This window comes from Silvanigrella sp., from assembly GCF_044369315.1.
Classification (GTDB): domain Bacteria; phylum Bdellovibrionota_B; class Oligoflexia; order Silvanigrellales; family Silvanigrellaceae; genus Silvanigrella.
On sequence record NZ_JBIPMD010000195.1, the window covers coordinates 1 to 6,356 of the forward strand.

Annotated in this window: 7 protein-coding genes and 1 tRNA gene; 3 read left to right on the forward strand and 5 right to left on the reverse strand. The window is 30.8% G+C overall.

The window, feature by feature from the left end; all coding sequences use genetic code 11:
* Positions 1 to 191 (forward strand): hypothetical protein (locus ACIQ56_RS13260; protein ID WP_397601529.1); only part of this gene is annotated, 191 nt, incomplete at its 5' end.
* Positions 192 to 438: 247 nt separating this feature from the next.
* On the opposite strand, the gene ACIQ56_RS13265 is transcribed toward ACIQ56_RS13260, so the two are convergent.
* From ACIQ56_RS13265 to ACIQ56_RS13280, 4 genes are all read right to left on the reverse strand, one after another.
* Positions 439 to 2,265: a bifunctional 2',3'-cyclic-nucleotide 2'-phosphodiesterase/3'-nucleotidase gene (locus ACIQ56_RS13265; RefSeq protein ID WP_397601530.1), complete on the reverse strand. Its 1,827-nt coding sequence runs from the start codon at positions 2,263 to 2,265 to the stop codon at positions 439 to 441.
* Positions 2,262 to 2,816: a translation initiation factor IF-3 gene (infC, locus tag ACIQ56_RS13270; RefSeq protein WP_202614024.1), complete on the reverse strand. Its 555-nt coding sequence runs from the start codon at positions 2,814 to 2,816 to the stop codon at positions 2,262 to 2,264. Before infC ends, ACIQ56_RS13265 begins: the two co-directional genes overlap by 4 nt.
* Before the next feature lie 199 nt (positions 2,817 to 3,015).
* Positions 3,016 to 3,165 (reverse strand): hypothetical protein, encoded by a 150-nt coding sequence (locus ACIQ56_RS13275; RefSeq protein WP_153420779.1) that lies wholly within the window; start codon positions 3,163 to 3,165, stop codon positions 3,016 to 3,018.
* 547 nt (positions 3,166 to 3,712) lie between these two features.
* Positions 3,713 to 3,798 (reverse strand) — tRNA-Leu (locus tag ACIQ56_RS13280).
* A 124-nt stretch (positions 3,799 to 3,922) separates the two neighbouring features.
* Between ACIQ56_RS13280 and ACIQ56_RS13285 the strand changes: the two genes are divergently transcribed.
* Both ACIQ56_RS13285 and ACIQ56_RS13290 read left to right on the forward strand, forming a co-directional pair.
* A complete protein-coding gene (locus tag ACIQ56_RS13285; protein WP_397601531.1) occupies positions 3,923 to 4,390 on the forward strand; it encodes a hypothetical protein in 468 nt (155 codons plus the stop codon).
* A 9-nt stretch (positions 4,391 to 4,399) separates the two neighbouring features.
* A complete protein-coding gene (locus ACIQ56_RS13290) occupies positions 4,400 to 5,386 on the forward strand; it encodes a diguanylate cyclase (protein WP_397601532.1) in 987 nt (328 codons plus the stop codon).
* Here the strand turns inward: ACIQ56_RS13290 and ACIQ56_RS13295 are convergent.
* The coding region (locus ACIQ56_RS13295) for a tetratricopeptide repeat protein (RefSeq protein WP_397601533.1) at positions 5,353 to 6,356 on the reverse strand (1,004 nt) is incomplete at its 5' end. The genes ACIQ56_RS13290 and ACIQ56_RS13295 overlap by 34 nt on opposite strands.

Genomic DNA, 6,356 nt, shown 5'->3' on the forward strand with positions numbered 1-6,356 from the left:
AAAAGATTGGTTACCTTGGAATTATCTTGATACTATCAACAAAATCAAAAACCACTCTCTATAAAAAATTTAATTCCATTCATTGTGTTTGTAAAATGCACTTATTGGGAGGACACATTGCTACCTTAATTCCATCAACAGCTTCTTCGTGCGATATTTTTCCATCTTTTTCAAGATTGATATATCTATAAACAATTCCAGCAGCCGAGTCTGTTAAATTACGTATTTGTGTTTTTTTTCTTCCATCAATCTTTCAATGGACTCATTCCCAAGATAAATTAATGTTAAAGTAAATATAATGACTAATAATATATTCCAAAAAATCATTTTTTGTTTAATACTAAGTCTTGCAATCATAATAATCTCTTTCTTTTGAGATCGAAATCTAGAATTGAATCTATTTATTAATATTATATTATTGCGATTTAGAGAGTACTATCAAAATTTTGTCACATCTATACGGTATTTTGCTTTTTTGAGAGCTTCATCTTTGGAGAGTAAAATTAAAAAGCGAGGATGATATGGAATTGAATCTAAAGAACTTTCAAAATAAACGGTTTGTTTATTTGGGCTCAAAATTGGTAAAATTTTCCAATTTTCTTCCAGAGTAAAATCAATTTCTTCTGTATTTTTAACTTTTTCAATTAAAATATTTCTGTATAGTTCAGTGCTATCTAATATTGTTTTAAATTTATTTATATTAGGAAAGTTGCCACCACCTGCTGCACGGTAGTTATTTGTTACAACTCCAAATAATTGTTTGGGCTTGATTTTTCTTTTATTGAATTGAATATTTAAAATTCGATTTCCTAGTTTTTTTGTTAAATCAATTTCATATGTAATTCCAAAAATACAATCAAAATTAAATGTGGGAAATAATAGATTTAACAAAAAAATTTCTTCGCTTGAGCCCACATCAATTTGGTGAAAGGTTTGAGCAGAAAATTCAAGCCAGTCTTTTATTTGTTCACCATTAACAAGTAAAACTTTTATTTCATTATCATAGGGGTATAAATTTGAAATATCTTTAATTGCAAGAGGGCCTTTAGGAATATTAATAAAAGAACTTCCATGGGTTCCTGTATTTAAAGGAGCAAATGAGCATAAAATAGGAAGATTTTCCCATTTGGTGTTCTTAAATTTTTTTGTAGCAAACTCTATGGCTATTTTCTGAATAAATTGAGAAGTATATGAGTCTTCTAAAGAAGAAAACCAAGAATAAAAATGAATATTACTTTTGCCAACGTAGGAACGAATATAATTTAGAACATTTTTATTTTCTTCTTCTACAAGTGAAATTACTTTGGAATCGGGTTCAACATCTTTAACGCTATGAATCTCAGAAAAACTTTGGTTAATTTTCCAACCTGTTTTTTTCTTTTCTAAATTAAAACGAATAATTCCTAAATGGCTTCCAAGCGCACCAGGCATTACAACAGGAGTATTATTTATTTTTCCGATGGTATTATCTATTTTGTATTTATCAAGATTTTGAAAAACTTTTCCACCTGGAAATATATTATGAGCGTGCCCTGAAAAAACAGCGTCAATTTGTTTGATTTTTGTTAATTCATAAACAGCATTTTCAGTGTTTTTTATATATTTAAGCGGTAAAATTCCGCTATGCGCAAGAGCAATAACTAGGTCGGCTCCATTTTTTTTTAATTGAATAGCATGTTTTTTTGATGATTCAACAATATCTTTTATAATAATTTTATTATCGAGAATATGTTTATCCCAAATTAATATTTGGGGTGGTGCAACACCAATAAACCCAATTTTAATTGAAGTATTATCCTCAAACTTTTTTTCAATGATATAACTTTCTGGATATAAAGGCTCTCCAATATTGTTCTCTTTATGTTCATCAAATAAGTAAATATTTGAGCAAATATATGGAAAACTTGCTTGATTTGTTACTTTTTTTAGAAAATCGAGCCCATAATTAAAATCATGATTTCCAACCGTTGCAATATCATAATTTAAATAATTCATAACTTTAAATATGGGATGATTTTTATCTTTTTCGAGTGGTTTATATCTGCTGACATAATCAGATAAGGCATTGCCTTGGATTAAATCCCCATTGTCTACCAAAATATTATTTTTATAAATTTTTTGAAATTTTTTTATTAAGGTAGCTGTTTTAGCTAACCCAAAAAGTTCTGACTTTTTATCATTGTAGTAATCGTAAGGCACGATATAACAATGCAAGTCAGAAGTTTCTAAAATCGCCAATTGATAACAATTGGGGGGAGATGTCATACTTTTTCGCTTTTTGGAAGAAGGGTGACGACCAATCTACGTCCTTCCATGCGTGGTGATGACTCCTGAATAACAATTTCTTCCAAACCAGTCATAAGTTCTTGAAGTGCTTTGTAGCCTAAATCAATGTGCGACATTTCACGCCCTCTAAATTTAACTCCAACACGAACACGAGCTTTTTCGGCAATCCATCTTTTAATATGATTTTGTTTTGTCTCAATATCATGTTTGTCTGTATTTGGGGTTAAATTGATTTCTTTAACTTCAATAACAACTTGTTTTTTCTTAGCTTCTTGAGCTTTTTTGCTTTGCTGATATTTGAACTTGCCGTAGTCAATAAGTCGACACACAGGAGGTTTTGCGTCAGGTGAAACTTCAACTAAGTCGAGCCCTAACTCTTCTGCTCTAGAAAGAGCTTCACGGATGGGTAATACTCCTACTTGTTCGCCAGTATCGGAAATAAGACGAACCTCAGTTGCTTTGATGCGATCATTAATTCTTGGACCATCTTGTGCGGGGTTACGAGTTTGTTGGTTTCCCATTGGACGCATATTGTGTGCAATCTCCTTTGAAAGTGGTATAAACAGTGAAGAATAGTCTTCTTTTGATGAACATTCAGAATTTACCATGTCTTCTATAAAAAATAAAAAAAGAGAAGAAAATTCTCAACTGTAGCGTGCAAAATTTAACTTCATATGCACGAATGGGTATGGATTTTCTTCTCTTATAAAATAAGCATTTGTAGGAAAATTAATTTTTAAGCTCATTTTGAGTTGGTTTGTTAAGAGTAAACAACTTTGGAGTTGTTCCTGTTTTGCGAAGTTTGTTCTTCGCTTTTTTACCCATTTTTACTTTTTTCGCATCGCGACAGCGATTTGTTTTGTCCGTAGGTGAAGTCATTTTAACCTCTTAATAATATTGATTAAATTAAAAACGAATGAAACTAAATTAAAGATCATCCATAGAAATTGCAACCATGCCTCATTTTTTTCCGTTTGACAAGGAAATTTAGAGACCTTGTCTATATCATAAAATGAAAAATGGGCTTTGACCTTCGGTATAGAGAAACAAGTATATTTATTTATTGAACTAGTTTGATGAAGCTGAGAAATATCTTTCATTTTAACCTTTTCAAGCGAGTTTCTTTTGATAAAAATTCTTCATTACAGAGAAAAAAATATTTGGATGCAGCAGGAATTTTGTCCGAGTTTCCAATGATAGCAGATTGGGTAAATAGACCAGTTATAGGAATTTTTTTATCTTTATTTTTAATATAAACTTCAGAGTTTGTTTAAATAAATCTTTTTAAAATATTTTATTTCTGTAAATATTAAAGTAACAATGGGTTTAAAAAGAATTATAAGAAATTTTTTATAAGTTAGAATTATTTTATGTAGGTAAAATTATTTTATGTAGGTAAAATTATTTTATGTAGGTAAAATTATTTTGGTGCTCCCGGGGAGAATCGAACTCCCACTTCCGGAGGAAACGCGATTTTGAGTCGCGCGCGTCTACCAGTTCCGCCACAAGAGCAACCTTACTTGCTTAGTAATCGTTGCCGTGAATGTCAAGAAATTCTCTATAAAATCTTATTGTGTTAAAATCTTGCTAAGATAATACGAGAACTTACATATAGACTTTTAGCGGAGGGGAAACAGTGGAATACTCCATTGTACAAAAAGATGATGGAAAAGACGTAAGCCTGGTAGGGGTTATTAATGAGGATTCTGAGATCTTATTTAAAAATCTGTTTTCGGAATTAAAAGATACGAAAAAGATCGTTTTTAACTTTTCACAGGTAAAAAGCATTAACTCTCTAGGAGTGAGGGCTTGGGTAAGTTTTTTGAGGTCATTAGAGGATGGCAAAAAAATATTATTTAGTGAATGTACAACAGATATAATTATGCAAATTAATATGATTCCTAGTTTTTTAGGAAAAGCGACCGTATCTAGTTTTTATGTGAATTATATTTGTGAAGTATGTAATAAAGAAGACAAAAAATTATTCGAAACAGCAAGTCTTCCTCCAAAAACATATCCTCCAGCACCTAAATGTGATAATGATGATTGTGCTATGCAGACAGAAGAACTTGAGGATGAATATTTTGTATTTTTAATGCGTTGAGGTGTCATTTTGGAGAATCAAAACGTACTCGACTCAAGGTTAATTGAAAAATTTGAAATACATCGTGATTTTACACGGGTATTTCTAGATGCTTTTGTTTTAATAAACAAAGAGCATAAAGTTCTCAAATTTAATGCCGCTTTTTGTCAAATTGTTGAATTGAGATCGATAGATATTAGAAGAATCGACAATTTAAAAGAAATGCTTTTAACCTCAATGCCTGGTAGTGACAAAAGTGCTATCGATCAGCTGCTTGAGTCGAACTCGCCCACTCGCATCGATGAAGTGCCTGCAGTTAATGTAACAAATAGAAAAAATCTAACTTTAATAATTAGCAGTTATCCCTACTATGAAACAGATGGAAAAATGCTTGGTGCTTGTTTGTTATTAAGAGATGTTACTGCAGAAACAAACTTACAATCTAAGTATAAAGACAAATCTATTCAGTCTATTACAGATCCGTTAACGGGCTTATATACGCGTCGTTACTTTGAAGAACAAATTGATAAAGAGTTTGAGCGTTGTAAGACGGGAAATTTACCTCCTAGGCTTTCTGTTATTATGTTTGATTTAGATAAATTTAAAACGGTGAATGATACTTATGGACACCAAGCAGGTGATTTTGTCCTTGCAGAGACAGCACGTATTCTTAAAACTCACAGCCGGCGCTCTGATGTTTTGGGTCGTTATGGAGGAGAGGAGTTGCTTGTTTTAATTTTTGAAACCTCTGAAAGAGGAGCTGCTGTTGCAGCGGAAAAATTTAGACTTGCAATACAAAATAATGAATATGTATTTAATGGAACTCGGATTCCTGTTACGACAAGTATTGGTGTTACTTTGATAAAATCCGTTGAAGATTCTAAAGAGAGTGCTGTAAAAAGGGCGGATGAATGTTTGTATCATGCGAAAGAAAATGGAAGAAATATAGTTTATGTTGATTTTGGATCGGGGCAAATTCCAGTTCAGTCTTTTTTAGCATCGAATCCAGAAGTTTGAACCCTATTTTCACTTGCATTCTCATCCCTATTTATATTTTCTATTACAATAGGGTTTAAAATTTTAAAACTATCTATAAATTTCTCAACACCATATTCTTTAAAAATCTTAATTAAGGTTTTATCTTCAATGAACTCACTTCCTTCTGAATGAAGTGCTTCGTTGAAGTATTTTGCAGCTTCATTCATTTTATTGCATCTTGCAAAGGCCATCCCTATATTAAAATGAATTTGGCCTCTATACTTTTTAAAAAAAGGTAGTGCATTTTTATAAAAAGCGATTGCTTCTGTTACTTTGTTTTCTTTTATAAGAATAACCCCTCTGTTGTTAAAGTAACTAGCTAAAGATCTACTTTCAAACTCTCCTTCTATTTGATCAAAGAATGATTTTGCTACATCAAATTTACCGGCAATTGCATTAGCTTTGACCATTCCTGTCAGAGCTCCTTTGTGTTTTGGACTTTTATCCAAAACCTCATGATATTTTGTTTCTGCTTTATAACTTTCTTCAAGTCCTAAATAAGCATCACCTGTCATTAACTTATGATTGAGATTCTTCGGACTTTTTGCTTCTAATTTTTGAAAAATCATTAATGCTTCTTTATTCCTTCCTGCTAAACAATAAGCTTTTCCCATAGTACTGAGAGTTTTCAGCGTTTCTATATTATTCATTTTGTGATTTTTTTTTAAAAGTTCATGAAAATAATCAATAGCAGCATTGTATTTTTGTCTTAAAATTAAAATTTCTCCTTTTAAATAAAGATACTTATGATTGGTTTTTATCTTATGTAATATTTTTTCGTCTTTTATAATTTCCTCACATTTTTCAAGATTTTCCATGTGAATATAATGTTTAAGTTCATTTATTTTTTTTAAAATTGGATTGATTAAATGATAATCGGAACGAATTTCTTCTAGCTTTTTTATCAGTTGATTTCCATTAATAATTTTTGGAATTTTATAATGAATGG

What these genes read in the sequence shown, in the direction of transcription:
- ACIQ56_RS13265 (WP_397601530.1), bottom strand. Translation starts at nt 2,265, where the DNA reads ATGACATCTCCCCCCAATTGTTATCAATTGGCGATTTTAGAAACTTCT.
- infC (WP_202614024.1), bottom strand. Translation starts at nt 2,816, where the DNA reads ATGCGTCCAATGGGAAACCAACAAACTCGTAACCCCGCACAAGATGGT.
- ACIQ56_RS13275 (WP_153420779.1), bottom strand. Translation starts at nt 3,165, where the DNA reads ATGACTTCACCTACGGACAAAACAAATCGCTGTCGCGATGCGAAAAAA.